This is a genomic window from Lewinellaceae bacterium, assembly GCA_020636135.1.
In the GTDB taxonomy this organism is placed as follows: Bacteria; Bacteroidota; Bacteroidia; order Chitinophagales; family Saprospiraceae; genus JAGQXC01.
The window spans coordinates 161,928-179,436 of sequence record JACJYK010000002.1 but is presented as its reverse complement, the minus strand read 5'-3'; the positions used below and the strand labels follow the sequence as shown (position 1 = coordinate 179,436).

Sequence of the window (17,509 nt, the reverse complement as noted above, 5' to 3'; positions counted from 1 at the left end):
GCTTTTAGCGTATTTCACCTATGTGAATGGAGACTTTCAGCACCCGATCGTGTCATCAGTTGCCGCTGACTACCTTCCAATATCCAGAAAATGAGCATCAATGTCAAGAGGAACTCCTTGAACCAAAGTAGGATCCCAATAGCCTCATTCGGCTTTAACTGGTATCTTAGGCCGGGTAAAAAGTCTAAATGTGAACGGATGAAGCAGCTTGCAACAGCAATATTATGGGTCTGTCTGATCATTCCTTTTTCATCCTGTGGTCCCTTGGGTCAGACGGAAGCGGCCGGACTTACCAAAGCTCCGAATGTTATCCTGATCTATGCCGATGACCTAGGTTATGGCGATGTAGGTTGTTATGGTGGTACGGGTGTGGCGACACCCAATATTGATTTGCTCGCACGTCAGGGCTTACGTTTTACCCGTGCCTATGCCAGTTCGGCTACCTGTACACCTTCACGCTACTCCATGCTGACAGGACGCTATGCTTTCCGAACACCAGGAACCGGTGTAGCGCCGGGTGACGCTTCCTTGCTCATCGACACCACTTACTTTACCCTGGCGGATGTATTTCACCAGGCGGGTTATCGGACAGGGGTTGTCGGGAAATGGCACCTGGGCCTCGGCGGACCTGAAGGTCCGGACTGGAATGGCATCATCCGCCCCGGTCCGCTGGAGCTGGGCTTTGACTACGCTTTTCTTATACCAGCCACCAATGACCGGGTGCCTTGTGTCTTTGTTGAAGATCATGGAGTGGTAGGACTTGATCCCCGCGATCCGATCCGCGTCAGCTACCGGGAACGGATCGGCGAGCAGCCCACCGGAAAAGAGCATCCGGAACTGCTCCGCATGCACCCTTCCCACGGGCATGATCAAACCATCGTCAATGGCATCAGCCGCATCGGCTACATGACGGGTGGACAGGATGCCTTATGGCGTGATGAAGACATCGGCGACACGCTGGTATCCAAGTCACTCCAATTTATCCGTGCCAACCACACCCATCCTTTCTTCCTTTTTCTCTCCACCATCGATGTTCACGTTCCACGCACCCCCAATGAGCGTTTTGCCGGCACCTCGGGTATGGGTCCACGAGGCGATGCCATTGCCGAACTCGACTGGATGGTGGGGCAGGTCCGGTCAGCCCTGGAGCAATACGAGATCCTGGACCAAACGCTGATCCTCTTCAGCAGCGACAACGGACCGGTAACCGACGATGGCTATCAGGATCAATCCGATGCGTTGCTGGGAGACCATCAGCCCCGTGGCGGATTGCGTGGCGGCAAATACAGTGCGCTCGAAGCCGGTACCCGCATCCCTTTCATTGCCTCCTGGCCGGGGCGTATCCCGGTTGGCCAGACATCGGATGCTCTAATGAGCCAGGTAGATCTGGTGCGATCAATGGCTGCCCTGACAGGCACTGTGGTTCCTGATGATCAGGCTACCGACAGCGAAGATCAGCTGCCTGCACTGCTGGGTGACTCGACTACCGGCCGTATCCAGCTGATCCAGGAAGCTATCCAGCAGGTATTGACCTATGTCGAAGGCGACTGGAAATACATCCCTCCCCACGACGGTCCCGTGATGGTGCCCTGGGGGGTAGCCAATGAGACCGGTTTTAATGCTTCTCCCCAACTGTACCATCTGAGCGAAGACCCCGGTGAGCGCCTTAATGTTGCAGATCAATATCCGGACAAGGTCCGGGAAATGGCTGCCCGGCTACAGGCCCTGAACCACTGACACTCGTTGCACCACCAGGCTGGAGCCGTGGGGCTATCGGGGCGTTATGCCTTCGATATGGGACATCCTTTGATACCTCTGTCACCTCTTTTACTTCTGCCACTTCTTTTACTTCTGCTGGGTTAACCCCATATAAATGGGAGACGATACACTTATGAAAATTTTATGTTGGTCCACATTTGGACATTTACTAGTTGGCAGCAATGATTCTTGATCAGCACCTTTGATTGCCAAACCCACCGAACGGAACCTTAAGTGGGCATTGTCAATCAAATGTGCTTCTTAGCGTTCGGTGTCCTGCTACATCACAGGACAAGTTTCGACAACACAAAGCGGTACGCAACAATAAGTTTTTTTCCGGTAAGTCAATCTTCTTTTTCGTCAAATACCGGTACGGAGAAGTGTATCCAATACCTGAATGGATACGCTCATAATTGTAAAACTGGATAAATCGATCATACGTTTGTGAAGCCTGTCCGAGGTCTTCAAAATCATAAGACTGCCAGATCAGTTTTTCTACGATGCTGTGGTACGATTCAATATGAGCATTCTGTTCTGGCGTAGCTGGTTTGATAAATTCTTGACTGACCTGCTGGTTGGCAAAATACTGACGCACTTCTGCGGCTATAAATTGGGATCCATTATCGTTGCGAACATAGATTTTCTTCGGAAGTGAATACAGCGAAAAGATCTGTTCAAACAGTTTAATAATATCTCTCTTCTGAATCGACCAGGCCATATAATGACCCAGCACCCAACGGGATTCTACATCGATCACGGTAACCGTTAATCCATTGCGACGCTGCCCGTGGACATAGCCATATTTGATATCTATTTCCAGATACTCCAGACTGATACGGCATGGTGGTAACAGATCCTTGACCCATTCCCTGTCCCTGGGCCTTGCTTGCCTTTTCTTCTTGTTGACCAATTGATGCTCCTTCATCAAACGGTATACCTTCTTTTCGTTGATCATGTAATGCCTGGACTGTTGCAGCCATCGCGTGACTTTTCGGTATCCATAATCCACAAACTCTTGATCCAGGATCCATTTGATGTCTTCTACGACCTGTTCATTCCAGACCCATTGTCCCGAATAGGTCATCGTGTGTTCCGATGCCCGACATCCACGTTTACCGTTCGTATTTCTACGTGCTTTCCTGCCGTAGTAAGTACTCGATGCAACACCGGTGTACTTCAATACTAGACGCACCGGATGCCCCTCTGCTATGAACATTTCTGCGACCATCAATCGTTCTTCAAGCGTATTTGGCTTTTTTTTAGCAGCTCTTCTTTGATCCGCAAGGCCAGCTCTTTTTCCGCCAGCATCTCTTTATACGCTTTTAACTCTCGTTTCAACTGCTCATTCTCAACTTCTAAATCGGTCTTTACCACTGGTGATCGATTCTCCAGTCCGATGGAGCCATCCTTTTCATAACGGTCAATCCACCGACGTAACACACTATCCGACAATTCATATTCCCGCCGTGCTCGTGTTACCCCATGTCGCTTGCTGTATTGTATGATTTCTAATTTCTGAGCTACCGTGAAGCTCCTTCTGTGACGAGTCATTTGCACTCTTTTTTATGGTTATAAAATTAAGCGCATTTTCTCCATCTATTTAGGGGGTCAGCAGGCTGCCACCTCTTTTACTTCCATGCTCCATGCTAGTCCCCGGGCTGAAGCCGTGGGGTTATAGGGAGTTCCACGTCTGCCACTTCTGATACTTCTGATACTTCTGATACCTTTTTTTACCTTTTACCTCCATGCTCTATGCTCTATGCTCTATGCTCCATGCTAGTCCCCGGGCTGAAGCCGTGGGGCCATCGGGGCGTTATGCCTTCGATATGAGACATCCTTTGATACCTCTGTCACCTCTTTTACTTCTGCCACTTCTGCCACTTCTGATACCTCTGATACTTCTGATACCTTTTTTTACCTTTTACCTCCATGCTCTATGCTCCATGCTCCATGCTAAAAGCCGTGGGGCTATCGGGGCGTTATGCCTTCGAATGGACATCCTTTGATACCTCTGCCACTTCTTTTACCTCTTTTACCTCTAAAATTCGTCAGCCTCTTGCATAATTCACCAGGATGTTTGATATTAGCCGGATTTTTCGTCCATTAAATGCCGAATATTCCGACATATCAAAAATAGAACCTTATGAACACAGAATTCATCCAGGAGAAGAGCTTTCATTTTACCCTTCATACATTGTCTTTTTGCCACGACCTGGCGCAGCACCAGGAGTACACCCTATCCCAAAAGCTCCTAGAGCAGCTGCAGCACATCCAGACCACCGTTCAGGAGGCCCTGGCCGCACGCCGGCCTTCTGAGCGCTGGATGCGCCGCATGAAAGCCGTCAAGTTGCTCCGCGAGACCACCGGTTATCTGACAGATACCCCGCATGCCGCCGGGTTATTGGATGAAGGGAAAGCCTTTATGGAAATGTTGAATTTTGAGGGTTGAATGTTGAATGGAGGTGGTTATGCAAAAGAAAAACATTGTGCTCGAAAAAAGCTTTGCCTTTTCCCTGCAGGTCATCGGGTTATACAAAGTCATGCAGGGGAATAAGGAATATGTTATATCAAAACAACTACTGAAATGCGGAACCAGCATTGGGGCCAATATCCATGAAGCAGGTGCCGCCCAAACCAAAAAGGATTTCATCACTAAAATGGCAATAGCGTCTAAAGAAGCCAGGGAAACTCAATACTGGCTCCGGCTTCTCCAACAAAGCAACTTGGTTCAACTTGACATTCAATCCGTACTGGATAGTTCCGATGATCTGATAAACCTGCTAACCGCCATCGTAAAGACCGCACAAAACAACAGCGGTCGATGATTGCATCCACTATCAAACTTTTTAACTGCTAGAAATGCAGAACAAACACTTATGGAGATGTTCAGCGCAGAATAGGGCATTTACTCCCATTCAACACTCAGCATTCAACCTTCAACATTGTAATACGTGTATGTCAATTGCCACACCTATTATTCCCTCCGCTACGGCACCCTGTCGCCGGAGGATCTGGCCGCCACCGCCGCCGCCCAGGGGGTGACCGTCATGGCACTGACCGACATCAACAATACTTCCTGCACTTTTGAGTTCATCGCCGCATGCAAAAAACATGACATCAAGCCGGTAGCCGGTATCGAATTCCGTCGCGATCATCAATTCCTTTATGCAGGCCTGGCCCGTAATGAAGAGGGATGGCACAACCTCTGTGCCTTCCTCAGCGAGCACTCGCTGGAAGACAAGCCGCTACCCCAGGTCATGCCACCCATGAAGGACGTCTTCATCATCTACCGCCGTCTGGTCAAGCCCCTCGCCGACTTCTACGACTACGAATACCTCGGTGTACGTCCCGAAGAGGTCAACAAACTCTACCGTTCCGACACCTCCCGGCATCCGGACAAACTGGTCGTCTTTCATCCCGTCACCTTCACCGACGAGGACGGTTTCCGCACCCACAAACTGCTGCGTTGCATTGACCTCAACATCGTCCTGGGAAAACTAACTCCGAAAGATCATGCCCCCGCCACAGAAGTATGGCTCACGCCGGACACGCTGCGCATGACCTTCCAGCAATATCCCCAGGTCATCGCCAACACCGAACAAATGCTGGAGGCCTGCTCCATCGACATGACCTGCAGCCACCAGCATAACCGGCGCACCTTCACCGGACAGGCCGGTGGCGACCAGAAACTGCTCACCAAGCTGGCTCTCAACGGCTGCGAACGCCGCTATGGCGCTCACCACCGGCAAGCTCAGGAACGTACCCAAAAAGAACTCAAAGTGATCTTTCAGCTGGGCTTTGCCTCTTACTTCCTCATCACCTGGGACATCATCCGCTACGCCCACTCCGCCGGCTACCACCACGTGGGGCGGGGCAGCGGCGCCAACTCGATCGTCGCCTACTGCCTCTACATCACGGATGTAGACCCGCTGGAGCTGGACCTGTACTTCGAGCGCTTCATCAACCCCCACCGCAGCTCGCCACCAGACTTTGACATCGATTTCAGCTGGGACGAACGCGATGACGTCACCGACTACATCTTCAAGCGCTATGGCCGTGAACATACCGCCCTGCTGGCCACCTACAACACCTTCAAGGGCAAGTCCATCATCCGCGAACTGGGCAAGGTGTTCGGCCTGCCCAAGGCCGACATCGATACCATCGTCGAACAGCCGCTGGCCTCTCACAAACACCACCCTTTCGCCCGCTACATCTTTAAATATGGCAAGCGCATCGAGGGTTTTCCCAACTACCTGTCCATCCACGCCGGAGGCATCCTGATCAGCGAGCAGCCCCTCTTCTACCACACCGCCCTGCAGTTAATGCCCAAGGGCTTTCCCATCACACACTTCGACATGTATGGCGCCGAAGACCGGGGCTACCACAAGTACGATATCCTCAGTCAGCGCGGCCTCGGACATATCAAGGATGCCGTCGAATTCATCCGCCACAACCAGGGACAGATCGTCGATATCCACGACGTCGCCGCCATCAAGGAAGATCAAAAAGTGCGCGCCCAGCTGCGTTCCGGCCACTGCATCGGCTGCTTTTACATCGAGTCACCGGCCATGCGGGGACTACTCACCAAGCTGCAATGCGACAATTACGTGCATCTCGTCGCCGCCAGCTCCATCATTCGCCCCGGCGTAGCTAAATCCGGGATGATGCGTGAATACATCAAACGCTTTCATGAGCCGGACACCACCCAGTACCTGCACCCCGTCTTCGAAGAACACCTGGGAGAGACCTTTGGCGTCATGGTCTACCAGGAAGATGTGATGAAGATCGTACACCACTTCGCTGGCCTGGACCTGGACGAGTCGGACGTCTTGCGCCGCATCATGACCGGCAAGAAAAAAACCTCCGATACCTTCCGGCGACTGCAGGAAAAATTTTTCCGCAATTGCAAAACCCGCGATTATCCCGACAGCCTCACCCAGGAAGTCTGGCGTCAGGTGGAGAGCTTCAGCGGCTATTCGTTCTGCAAGGCGCACTCGGCCAGCTTTGCCGTGGAGTCCTTCCAGAGCCTCTACCTGAAGACCTACTTCCCCCGGGAGTTTATGGTGGCCGTGATCAATAATTTCGGAGGATTCTATCACACCGAGCTGTATGTCCACGAAGCCCGTATGTATGGTGCCAACATCGAACCACCTTCGGTGAATCACTCCACCTACCTGACCACCATCTACGACAAAGATGTCTATCTGGGCTTCATCCACATCAACTCATTGGAACGCAGCATCGGCCAGCAGATCGTGGAAGAACGGCTGGAAAATGGCCCTTACCGCCATCTTGAGGATTTTGTGCGCCGCATCGATATCGGCCGCGAGCAACTGGAATTGCTCATCCGCATCGGCGCCTTCCGCTTTACCGGCATGAACAAATACGAGCTGATGTGGGAGAAAAATGCCGTCTACGCCCCTGAGCTGGCCCATCAACCCGGGGTGCTTTTCGAAGAACCGGTAGACGACTACCAGTTGCCAGAACTGGCAGAGACCCGCTTCGAGCAGGCCTTTGACGAGATCGAATTGCTGGGTTTCCCACTGTGCTCTCCTTTCGACCTGCTGCAGACGCCTGACCTGGGCGATATTCAGACTGCCCAAATGGCCGCCCACATCGGCAAAGAGGTCTCCATGATCGGCTACTACGTAACCCGTAAAAACGTCACCACCGTCAATGGCAAGCTAATGAACTTCGGTACCTGGCTGGACAGCGAAGGACAATTTTTCGACACCACCCACTTCCCGCCCAGTCTGGCCCAATACCCCTTCCAGGGTCGTGGCTGCTACCGCATCACCGGCAAGATCGTCGAGGACTTCGGCTTTCCCAGCATGGATGTCGTCAAGATGGAAAAGCTGCCCTGGGTGAAGGATGAAAGGTATTAGGGGTAAAGGGTGTGGGGTGTGGGGTATGGGGTGTGGGGTATGGGGTTCATGCCTGAAATAGGGTGACCGCGGATGCCGCTTCTTTTTAATGATGTTTGCTTTGCATACATCTGTATGCTGAGGATTATTGGTCGTGTTTACAAAAGTGTTTCACACAATAACATCAGGCCGGGGAGATCATTCCTGAAGGGACTCTCTTGATTAATGCAGATTTTGTACCTTGAATTGAGTCATCGAATTACATCGATTATTGGTCCAAGTTCAAATTGTCAATCATGAAACGCCGTACCTTCCTGCGCCACACCTCCCTTGCTACAGCAGCCATTGCCATGCCCTGGATACGCCGCTTTCCGGATGACCGAAAAATTGGTATTGCACTACTGGGCCTGGGGAACTACGCCACCAACCTGCTGGCGCCATCTTTTGCCTTTACAGAGCATTGTTACCTGGCTGGTGTCGTCACAGGCACCCCTGCTAAAGCAAAAGAGTGGATGACCAAGCACAATCTGCCGGCAGGAAATGTCTACAACTACGACAATTTTGATGAGATACGGCATAATGATGCCATCCAGGCTGTGTACGTGGTAACGCCGAATGCACTCCACTCGCCCTTTGTCATCCGTGCTGCACAAGCCGGCAAACATGTCCTGTGTGAAAAGCCTATGGAGATATCCGTAGAACGGGCACAATCGATGATCGATGCGTGTGAAGCCGCAGGTGTCAAGTTACAGATCGGTTATCGTTGCCAATACGATCCCACGCACCGCGAAATTATGCGGCTTGGCCAGGATCGCGTCGATGGTGCAGTGAAAGTGATCGATTCACATTTTTCATTTTACGGCGTAAATGGTACCAACTGGCGCTTCACCGACCCCAAATTATCCGGTGGCGGACCTCTGATGGATATCGGTGTTTACTGTATGAATGCGGCCCGATACACGACTGGTGAGAACCCTGTCGCCATAACTGCTCAATCTTTCAAAACCATCCTGGATAAACTACCCGGCATGGAGGAGACCATAAGCTGGCAAATGGAATTCCCTTCGGGCGCCATGGCCAATTGTACCTCCAGTTATGTAGCAAATGCCAATTACATAAAAGTCCATGCCGAAAAAGGTGGCTTTGGCATCGAACCGGCTTTCAGCTACGACACCTCACTGGGCTACCATGGCAGAGACCAGTTCTCCCATCCGGAGCATCATCAGCAGGCAGCACAGATGGATGCTTTTGCACTGAATGTACTGCAAAACACACCGGTTATCACGGATGGAAAAGAAGGATGGCGGGATATGCGTGTTATCGAGGCTATCTATGAAGCAGCCAGGACGGGTAGCCGTATTAAAATGAATTGGTAACTATTGGCAGGAAGTATCGGGAAAGAAAAAGGAGATGGAAAGGATGATGCTAGCGATCAATCCACTTCCATCTCACTGATTTTCTGCTGCTTGTAGACCGCTTTCATGACTTCATTACGGCGCTGTACAGAAGGCTTGGTGAAGTGTTTACGATCACGCAATTTCTTCAGAATCCCAACACTCTGATATTTGCGCTTATAACGCTTCAACGCCTTGTCAATAGATTCGTTGTCTTTAACTTCAATGATTAACATACTACTTCGAATTAATCAAGATTTGAAAAAAGCGAGGCAAAATTATACCATAACTTTGATATTTACAATAGGTCCGTTCAGAATAAAACCAACCCGTAAATAGCTCCCTTTTTACCTCATCCACGTACATTTATCCAACCAATTCAGCGACTGTAATTCATGGATGAGGCTCAACTGGTAAAGTACTTAAAAGACAACTACAACCTGCAGGGTGAATGGCATGCATTGCCGGGGGAGCTCGGACTTCATTACAGGCTTACCACCCCAGGAAATAACCGCTATGTTGTAAAAATTAACCAGGAACCCGAAGCAGGTCCCTGGCTTGATCTGCAACACCGGGCAATGGACCATGTGCATGGCCGCATCCGTGATTTTGGTTTGCCCTATTCCGTTCCGGACCTCCATGGATCAACCTATCAGGAGATACAGCCCGGAATGTGGTTGCAGGTACTGGAATGGGTACCCGGGAGACTATTTGCCCAGGTCAATCCGCAAAGTCCGGAATTGCTTGCGGACACCGGAAAAAAACTCGCCGGGTTAACCTCCGCACTGCGGGATTTTGACCATCCTCATGCACATCGGTTTCTCAAATGGAACATTGCCGAAATAAGCTGGACAAAGCCTCACCAGGACCTCTTTGCCCCTACCGAACGATCGAAGATTCAGGCACTATACCACCGGTTTGAGATCCAGCAAACAGCCTGGGCATCTTTGCGTAAACAGGTACTCTACCACGACGCCAACGATTACAATATTCTGGTCACCCCGGATCCTTACCAGCCCTCCATTGCAGGATTCATCGATTTCGGTGACATCGTCTATACCCAGACCATCCATGACCTTGCCATAGCCTGCACCTATCTGCTGATGGGGAAGCCAGACCCCGTGCACCAGGCTATCCCTTTGATCCAGGCCTACCACAAGCACCATCCGCTGACTCCGGAGGAGATCCACTGCCTGGGTGGCTGTATCGGGGCCCGTTTATTGATCAGTGCAACCGTTGCGGTGATCAACTTAAAAGAGCATCCGGAAAACGCCTATCTCCAGGTAAGCAATCAGGGGGTATGGGAAATGATCGATCACTGGCTGGACACCGATCCGGCCTATGCTGAAATGGTTTTCCGGCAGGCTTGCGGCTGGGAACCGAGCCCGAAACGATATGCTTACGATCAGTGGATCGGGAGTCATCCTTCTTTTCAGCCCGTCATTCAGGCGGATTGGAATCTTCAGGGTGTCTATCTGGATCTGGGCATTGCCAGCACTGCCCTGGGCCACTTTGAGGAATACGTCGATTTGGACACCTTCGATAATAAGATACGCCAGATGGTCGGCGCTAAAAGGAATGGAATTGGCTACGGTGGCTACCGTGAGATCCGACCGCTTTATACATCAGACCATTTCCGGGATCTGGGTGCGGAAGGCCCACGCTGGCGTACCCAGCACCTGGGCCTGGACATATGGTCTCCCGCCGGAGAACCTGTTCATGCTCCCTGGGAAGGTACCGTACACAGTTTGCAGGATAACCGGGGAGATCGCAATTACGGGGCAACCATTATCCTTGAACATCATTCCGGCGATCTTACCTTTTATACCCTATATGGTCATTTATCCCGTAACTCGCTGTCCGGTCTGGCTCCCGACCAGCAGGTGAAGGCGGGCGATTGTATTGCACATACCGGCGCAATGTCAGAAAATGGAGGCTGGCCTCCCCACCTTCATTTCCAGATCATCCTGGACTTGCATGGCTGGACAGGGGATTTTCCCGGGGTAGCCTATGCGAGTCAGATCGATATCTGGAGCAGCAACAACCCCGATCCCATGCTCTGGATTCCACCTCTCGCTGCAGCAGAGGCTGAGCGCCGGAAAAATCGCCGCCCGGACCAGACAGAACTGCTGCATAGACGTGAAAACGTTTTGGGTCCAAATCTCAGTCTTTCGTACCGGCAACCCTTACACATGCAGCGTGGCGAAATGAGTTATTTAATCGCTGCCGACGGCCGCAAATACCTGGACACCGTCAACAATGTAGCACATGCCGGGCACGAAAATAAACGGGTGGTCAGGGCAGGGCAAAATCAAATGGCCGTCCTGAACACCAATACGCGTTACCTGCATCCCGCCATCATCGATTGCGCGGAATACCTCCTGGCTAAAGCACCCCGGCACCTTGAAGTGTGCTACTTCGTCAACTCCGGCAGTGAAGCCAACGAGTTGGCCATGCGGATGGCACGCACCATCACCGGTCGTTCACGGATGGCAGCGCTGGATATGGGTTATCATGGCAACACCCAGGCCTGTGTGGATGTCAGTTCCTACAAGTTCAACCGCAAAGGGGGAAAAGGCCAACCGGAACATACCTTACTGCTCCCCCGGCCTGATCCTTATCGCGGCATTCTGGCTGACCACCCGGGCAGTGACCGCACCTATGCCCGCGATGCTATGGATCGTATCCGGCTCTGGCAGCAGCAAGAGGTTACCCCCGCAGCCCTGATCGCAGAGACCATCATGAGTTGCGGAGGACAAATTGTACCTCCGGATGACTATTTTCCGGCAGTCTATGCAGCCATGCACCAAGCCGGCGGTCTGTGCATTGCCGATGAAGTACAACATGGATTGGGCCGGGCCGGAGATTATTTTTTTGCCTTCGAAAAATATGGGGTCAAGCCCGACATGGTCACCATCGGGAAGCCCTTCGGTAATGGCCACCCGCTGGGGGCAGTACTCACAACCCGGGCGGTGGCCGAAGCCTTTCACACGGGCATGGAATACTTCAATACATTCGGAGGCAACCCGGTATCGGCTACCATTGGCCTTGAAGTGCTCCGCATTCTTGATGACGAAGCGCTACCGGAACACGCCTCCCGCATGGGGCTGTACCTGAAAAAAAATTTGGCTGAACTTGCTGTAGCAAACCCCATCATCGGGGATGTGCGGGGTGAAGGTTTATTCCTCGGTTTTGAGCTCGTCGCAGACCCCGGCACGAAAATGCCCGCTACCCGGGCCGCCGGTTACCTGGTTAATCGTATGCGTACGCTGGGAATACTAATGAGTACGGATGGTCCGGATGATAATGTCATTAAGATCAAACCACCGATGTGCATCACCCGGGAACAGATCGATCTTTGTCTGCAACTGCTTAGCCAAACATTGAAGGAAGATGCAATGCAAATCTGACCAATCCAGCTAACCCGCTGACAATTCTTATACCTGGCAACTGGAATACAAAGTCTGAAGTTATCAGTCCAACAGCTTCAGATCCGCCTCCCTCCGTGCCCGAAACTCTGAATTGGCTTTCCATTGAGGCATTTCCTGGCCGTCAGCCAGCCGTACTCCTATGTTGAAAAATAACTGCATATCCTGCTGGATACCCCGTAAATCCCAGGTCGCTTTATCGTATTCGTCCTGAGGTTTATGGTACCGGTTAGCTGTGTAATCTTTTTGCTTCTCCATGGCGTACTCCCTGCCTTTTTCAGCATGGTCGTATCCTCCTTGTGCAAATAAAGCGGGTACCCCTACTTTGGCAAAATTGAAATGATCGGATCGGTAGAAAAATCCCTTTTCAGGCTCTTGCTCCCCTAAAATGTATCGTCCCTGTTTGGCAGCCTCTTCCTTGGCTATGTCATCCATATCGGATTGACCCAGTCCGGTTATGGTCAGGTCTTTCATAGGCCCATTGGGATTCAGGCCATCCATATTGATGTCTGCTATGGTGTGGGGTATCGGATAGATCGGATGTTCCGCATAATATTGAGAACCCAACAAACCCTGTTCTTCACCAGTCACAAACAAAAAGATCACTGACCGGTCCGGAGCCTTGGGCAATTTGGTAAATGCATTGGCAATTGCCAGCAGTCCGGCAGTCCCTGATCCGTTATCCAGGGCGCCATTGTAAATACTATCGCCATCCACGGCTTTGCCAATCCCGAAATGATCCCAGTGAGCCGAATAAAGAATGTATTCGTCGGGCCGTGTGCTTCCAGTGATCTTGCCAACCACATTCCGGGACTCATCGTACTTGAAGGTATTCTCCAGTGAAGCGGAAACCGTCATCCCCAATGTTTGAGGTTTAAAGTCCGGTTTCTTGGCATTTTGGATGAGCTGGGCAAAATCAACACCGGCAGCTTCCATGATGCGCTTGGCCGCATCCAGGGTGATCCAGGATTCCATGGCGCATTTATCCGCATTTTTGTTTTCCGACCGCAATCCAAGTCGTGCTCCAGACCATCCGCTTTGCACCACAAACCAGGGATAACCGGCCATATTGGTCTCATGAATGATGATCACAGCGTCGGCACCCTGACGAGCTCCTTCCTCGTATTTGTAGGTCCAGCGGCCATAGTAGGTCATGGTATTGCCTTTAAAATAAACGCTGTCATCCTGACGAAATCCGGGATCATTGACTAATACCAGGGCGGTTTTACCATGCATATCAATACCGGCGTAGTCGTTCTTGCCGTATTCAGGTGCAACAATCCCATATCCACAGAAGACCAGCTCGGATCCGTTAAGCGTGAGCTTTTCTTCTTCACGCTGGGTAGTCAATACAAAATCCTTGTCCAGTTTCAGATCGACCGAAGTGCCTTTACCGACAATGTTCATGTCTTCCGATGGATGCCCGGTGATCTCCACCATGGGAACCTTCTGGTAGTAGGAATCTCCGTTGCCGGGCTCCACACCCATACTCTGCATTTCACTCTTCAGGTAGTCCACGGTCAGTTCTTCCCCCTGTGTGAATGGTTTCCGGCCCTGTAAACTATCGGAAGCCAGTACGGACAGGTATTGATCGAAATCGGAAGATTCTACGGTGACGGGTTGCTGAGTCGTCTGACATGCCATCAAAGCTGCCAGCATTAAGATGAAAGTAATGCGCATTGGATACATTGGTTTATATTTAATAAATCCCACCTGAGTGCTGAATTCGAAGATCAGGTGGCACGCTGTTCCTTACAGGATTTTTCATACAGCACTTCCTTAAGAAACCCGGTTTCACAGACTGAAGTTCAAGTGGCACCCTGCTGACCATAATGATAACCATCAGCAGGATGCCCTTTCCCGGCATTTATGGCTTGCCACTTCCTGCGATGGCTTTTAATCCTTCTTTGGACAATGCCTGATTGATGGCCGGCAACTGATTGTTGATGACCATTTGCAGTTTATCCAGATGTCCAGCCAGTTCAGCTGACAGTTCTTTGAAAACCTGGTGAGCAGCTGATGTAGGTTTGGCATCACCTGTCTCTACACTTCTCCGCAGGGATGCGAGCCGGTTGTTAAGCTTGATCGGGAAGTTCAGCGGATCCTGATTGCTCTGATTACGCACCTGGTACAAATCTTCCTCGATGGGTTTCATCTGGTCCAGCAAAGTCTGCATCTGTTTTTTCAGGTCATCCGATTTGACCTGGGCCATTCGGTCCTGGATCTCTTTGCGAATTTGTCTTATCTGAATCACCGCTTCATTTGCTGCACTGGTTTTATCCCGGATCTGCATGGCGAGTTCAAATTGTTCCTCCAGATCTTTGGCCGTAACCCCTTGCAGATTGGGATCAATTTTAATCGCAAAATTTTTCTTTTCCTGGTGATCACCTACCGTAATCCTTACCTGATAATCCCCAAGCGGTGCACTCGGACCAACCTGCGGCCTTCCGCTCCAGATGATCATCCCATCAAAGACGGTCGCTCCCGGATAATTCAGATCCCAGGTGAATTCATTGATCCCGGCTTTGGTGGTCGGCTTTGCAGGACCGCTTCGCATATACCAGGGCACATTGTTGTTGGACTTATTGTCTGGTTGCTTACCTGTATACGATTGGATCAGGTTTCCGTGCGCATCAAGGATCTCAATGGTCACACTGTCAGCCTGCTTGGGAAGGTAATACTGGATGGCTGCATTGTAAACGCTGCGAATCGCATCTGAGGGCTGAAACAAGGTGACCGGGCCTTGCATTACTTCCGCATTCACCTCGCGCAATGGATTGATATCATCCAGGATCCAAAATCCGCGTCCATGGGTTCCCAATACTACATCATCGTTCTTGACGACCAGGTCACGGATAGGCGTATCCGGCAAATTCAGCTGAATGGGCTGCCAGTGATCTCCATTGTCGAAGGATACATAGACACCATGTTCTGTACCCAGGAAAAGCAATCCTGGCCGGACCAGGTCTTCCCGCACAGCACGGGCAAAATGTCCGGGCTTGATACCGGTAACAATTTTTGTCCAGGTCTTACCATAATCCGTCGTGCGGAATACATAGGGCTCCCGGTCATCCACCTGATAACGGTTAGCCGCTACATAGGCTGTACCCGGATCGTGATGGGATGCTTCGATAATACTTACACGGGAGAATTTAGGTAAATCCTTGGGGGTGATGTCAACCCATTTCTTTCCGCCGTCGCGGGTGATGTTGATCTTGCCGTCATCCGATCCGGCCCAGATGGTATTGATATCAAAGTTGGACGGTGCCAGTGCAAAAACCGTGGCGTAGATCTCCGGTCCGTTCATGTCATTGGTAATAATACCTCCGGTTTCGCCTAACGTTTCCGGGTCGGCGTACGTGAGGTCCGGGCTGATTTTCTCCCAGGTCTGGCCATCGTCCATGGTCTTCCAGACATGCTGGGAGCACGTATACATGATGGTTGGGTCCTGCGGGCTGAAAACGATGGGGAAGGTCCATTGCCATCTTTCCGGTAATGCGCTGGACGGCTCTCCCGAAAAGAAGCGCGGATAGACCTGAATATCCCGCACCTGACCGGTCTTGCGGTTGTACCGGGTCAGCAATGCCCCCTGACTGCCGGCATAGAATACATCCGGATCGGTAGGCGACTGGGCAATGTAACCGCTTTCTCCTCCACCAACAGCATAATACCAGCCATGATTGGGACCGCGCGCCTGCATATGATCCCATCCGTCACTGGGTATGGCCAGGGTGCTGTTGTCCTGCTGGGCACCGGCGACATGATAGGGAACATCGCTGGTCGCCATAACATGGTAAACTTGCGTAGTACAATAATCTTCTTCGGTCCAGGTCTTACCTCCATTGAGACTGACGACACCTCCTCCATCATTCCCACTGATCATGCGTTGCGGATCATTCGGATCGATCCACAGGTCGTGATTATCACCATGTGGTGGATCTATGGTAATGTCAAAATTCTTTCCGCCGTCGGTGGATTTAAAGAAGCCCACATTGAGGCAATAGACGACATCTTTATCCCAGGGGTCAGCATAGATGCGTGAGTAATAAAAGGCCCGTTGACGCAGTTTCCGTTCGTCATTGGTGCGCTTCCAGGTCCAGCCACCGTCATCGGAGCGGAATACGCCCCCTTCATTGGCCTCCACGATCGCATAGAGTCGGTTGGGATCCGCAGGAGAAACGGTAATACCTATCTTGCCCAGGGGGCCTTCCGGCATGCCCGGGTTTTTGGTGAGTTCAATCCAGTTATCCCCGCCATCGACCGATTTCCACAATTTGCAGTAAGGCCCGCCGCCCCACATTTTCCAGGCTTTACGGTAAACCTGCCAGGTAGTAGCATACAAAACGTTGGGGTTGGTACGGTCAATGATCAGATCCGCTGCACCTGCCTTAGGACTTTCGTACAATACTTTTTTCCAGGTGTTGCCTCCATCCACGGATTTAAAAACACCCCTTTCCTCATTGTCTCCATAAGGGTGACCGAGGGCAGCAACATACACGATGTTCGGATTCGTCGGATGAACGCGGATACGCGAAATAACCTGTGTCTCGGTCAGGCCGATGTGATGCCAGGTCTTGCCTCCATCGGTTGTCTTGTAAACTCCGTCACCCTGGGTGATGCTGCCGCGCAACTCCGATTCTCCCATACCGATATACACGATGTCAGGATTGGTCTCTGCGACAGCAACAGCTCCAACGGATGAGCTGGTCAACTGCCCATCAGTAACCGGTGCCCATTCGTTCCCTCCGTCGGTCGTTTTCCACAATCCGCCGCCGGTAGCTCCAAAATAATACTCATTGGGGCGCCCGGGTGAACCCGACACGCCCAGGCAGCGACCGCCTCGTTCAGGACCTATATTACGCCATTTAAGATTGTTGTAGTAGGTTTCCGGAACCTGGGCTTGCAGGACTGGAATAGCAAGAATTATGGATAATATCCAGGAGAAAATGTGTTTGCGCATGTCTACCGTTTTTTTCATCAATAAGAGGCGCTCAATTTAGAAAACTTTCAAAGCATTTTATGGGTAATAACCCCACAACTGGCAACCTCAGAGCGGCCATGTGAG

General features: G+C 51.4%; 11 protein-coding genes. 6 read left to right on the top strand and 5 right to left on the bottom strand.

Translation table 11 applies throughout. The features are described from left to right. Positions 1-198: 198 nt before the first annotated feature. Complete coding sequence (locus tag H6570_15830) at positions 199-1,737, top strand: arylsulfatase (GenBank protein MCB9320754.1); 1,539 nt, start codon at positions 199-201, stop codon at positions 1,735-1,737. A gap of 265 nt (positions 1,738-2,002) precedes the next feature. Here H6570_15830 and H6570_15825 read toward each other — a convergent pair whose 3' ends face one another. Together H6570_15825 and H6570_15820 are read right to left on the bottom strand one after the other, a co-directional pair. Next, positions 2,003-2,986, bottom strand: coding sequence for a DDE-type integrase/transposase/recombinase (locus H6570_15825; GenBank protein MCB9320753.1), 984 nt, complete (start codon positions 2,984-2,986; stop codon positions 2,003-2,005). Continuing rightward, a complete protein-coding gene (locus tag H6570_15820; GenBank protein ID MCB9320752.1) occupies positions 2,986-3,309 on the bottom strand; it encodes a transposase in 324 nt (107 codons plus the stop codon). The genes H6570_15825 and H6570_15820 overlap by 1 nt, the downstream gene beginning before the upstream one ends. A gap of 592 nt (positions 3,310-3,901) precedes the next feature. Between H6570_15820 and H6570_15815 the strand changes: the two genes are divergently transcribed. The 4 genes from H6570_15815 to H6570_15800 all read left to right on the top strand — a co-directional run bounded on the left by H6570_15815 (position 3,902) and on the right by H6570_15800 (position 8,998). After that, entirely contained in the window at positions 3,902-4,207 is a 306-nt protein-coding gene (locus H6570_15815; GenBank protein MCB9320751.1) for a hypothetical protein, read from the top strand. A 19-nt stretch (positions 4,208-4,226) separates the two neighbouring features. Next, a complete protein-coding gene (locus H6570_15810; protein MCB9320750.1) occupies positions 4,227-4,583 on the top strand; it encodes a four helix bundle protein in 357 nt (118 codons plus the stop codon). 126 nt (positions 4,584-4,709) lie between these two features. Beyond that, the gene (locus tag H6570_15805) at positions 4,710-7,643 is read left to right on the top strand and encodes a DNA polymerase III subunit alpha (protein MCB9320749.1); all 2,934 of its coding nucleotides are present in this window, start codon (positions 4,710-4,712) and stop codon (positions 7,641-7,643) included. A gap of 275 nt (positions 7,644-7,918) precedes the next feature. Continuing rightward, the gene (locus H6570_15800) at positions 7,919-8,998 is read left to right on the top strand and encodes a Gfo/Idh/MocA family oxidoreductase (protein ID MCB9320748.1); all 1,080 of its coding nucleotides are present in this window, start codon (positions 7,919-7,921) and stop codon (positions 8,996-8,998) included. A gap of 56 nt (positions 8,999-9,054) precedes the next feature. Here the strand turns inward: H6570_15800 and H6570_15795 are convergent, their stop codons facing one another. Further along, positions 9,055-9,252, bottom strand: coding sequence for a 30S ribosomal protein S21 (locus H6570_15795; GenBank protein MCB9320747.1), 198 nt, complete (start codon positions 9,250-9,252; stop codon positions 9,055-9,057). A 159-nt stretch (positions 9,253-9,411) separates the two neighbouring features. Between H6570_15795 and H6570_15790 the strand changes: the two genes are divergently transcribed. Next, positions 9,412-12,426, top strand: coding sequence for an aminotransferase class III-fold pyridoxal phosphate-dependent enzyme (locus H6570_15790; protein ID MCB9320746.1), 3,015 nt, complete (start codon positions 9,412-9,414; stop codon positions 12,424-12,426). Positions 12,427-12,489: 63 nt separating this feature from the next. On the opposite strand, the gene H6570_15785 is transcribed toward H6570_15790, so the two are convergent. Beyond that, positions 12,490-14,124, bottom strand: coding sequence for a M28 family peptidase (locus H6570_15785; protein ID MCB9320745.1), 1,635 nt, complete (start codon positions 14,122-14,124; stop codon positions 12,490-12,492). Positions 14,125-14,311: 187 nt separating this feature from the next. Further along, positions 14,312-17,422, bottom strand: a complete 3,111-nt coding sequence (locus H6570_15780; protein MCB9320744.1) for a glycosyl hydrolase — start codon at positions 17,420-17,422, stop codon at positions 14,312-14,314. Positions 17,423-17,509: the final 87 nt, after the last annotated feature.